Below are 1178 nucleotides of genomic sequence, written 5' to 3' on the forward strand. Positions count from 1 at the left end.
AGGCGGAGCAGGGTGATCACGGTGTTGCGCAGGGCGGCCATGATGCGGGGTGCGTTGCCGGTTCGGATCTGGGAGCGGTCTTCGTCGAAGGTGACGTCGCGGACCCAGTGCAGGCGGTTCTCGATCTCCCAGTGCGACTGCACCCATGCGGCCAGGATGACGGGCGGTGCGTCACGGGCGTCCGCGCTGGTGATCAGGTAGACGATCTCGACGGTTCGTCGGCCTTTCCGGGTGACGGTGCGCCGCAGTTGGGCGACCTGCCTGGCCCCGCCGAACTCGACCCATGCCGGCACGTCAACGACCTTGATCGTGCGGGTGACGCGGCGTCCATGTCCTCGATCCGTACTCGTGACGGCGGGTATCGAGGCCCAGGGAAGCGCCTTGAGTTGCGCGTACAGCGACTTCTGATTGGCCTTCACGGTCAGGACGTAGTCACCACCGGACCCGGTCACCAGGTCCGCCGTGTCGTGCTGGGTGTGCAAAGCGTCCATCGTGACGACCGTGCCGTCCAAGTCGAGGAGTTGAAGCAGCTGACGGGCGGCAGGGATCTCGTTGCTCTTCTCACTCACCGCGACCTGGCCCAGCACCGCCCCGGACCCGTGCGCGAGGGCCGCGACCAGGTGCGGGGCCGAGGAACCGCCGCCGCGCGCACCCCGGACGGTCTTGCCATCGACAGCAATCACCCTGCGGCCCGCGACGAGTGCGGTCCTGGCCAGGGCCCAGGCGCCCAGCACCACATCGAGACGGTCCGCATCGAGGCGGGCGAACAGGCGCCGCAGCGTGGATTCGTCCACGCCTCCGCGTTGCAGCCCCAGCCGGTTCCAACGCGGCGCCCCCGGCGTCCCGGGCCCATTCCCCGATCGCGGTGAATCCCCGGGCTCCGGCTACCACCGCGCACACCGCGACCGCGATGAGAGCGCCCACCGGATGACGCACCCCGCGCCGCCGACGCGGATCAGGTATCCCGGCGAGCAGCTGGACCAGGAGCTCATGTTCCGGGACGGGCGTGCGAACGGGCGCAGGGATGAGGGACGATGACATGGCGCGGGCGTGATCCCCTGGTCGGACGTGAAGGCGTAGGAACCTCCATCCAACCGGACCGGAACACGTCCGCGTACCTCTTCCACCCACAAAACCCCACGTCACAGGGCTACAGAACGACTTTGCCGAGGCCCTGG

The 1178-nt window shown here is 68.9% G+C and carries 1 protein-coding gene and 1 pseudogene; both read right to left on the reverse strand.

The genetic code is table 11. From position 1 onward, the window contains the following. The coding region (locus tag ACL02U_RS32845; RefSeq protein WP_412794670.1) for an ISAs1 family transposase at positions 1-794 on the reverse strand (794 nt) is incomplete at its 3' end. Positions 795-897: 103 nt separating this feature from the next. After that, positions 898-1041 (reverse strand): annotated as a pseudogene (locus tag ACL02U_RS32850) (hypothetical protein); the annotation flags it as partial. Positions 1042-1178: the final 137 nt, after the last annotated feature.

This window comes from Streptomyces sp. MS06 (assembly GCF_047200655.1).
In the GTDB taxonomy this organism is placed as follows: domain Bacteria; phylum Actinomycetota; class Actinomycetes; order Streptomycetales; family Streptomycetaceae; genus Streptomyces.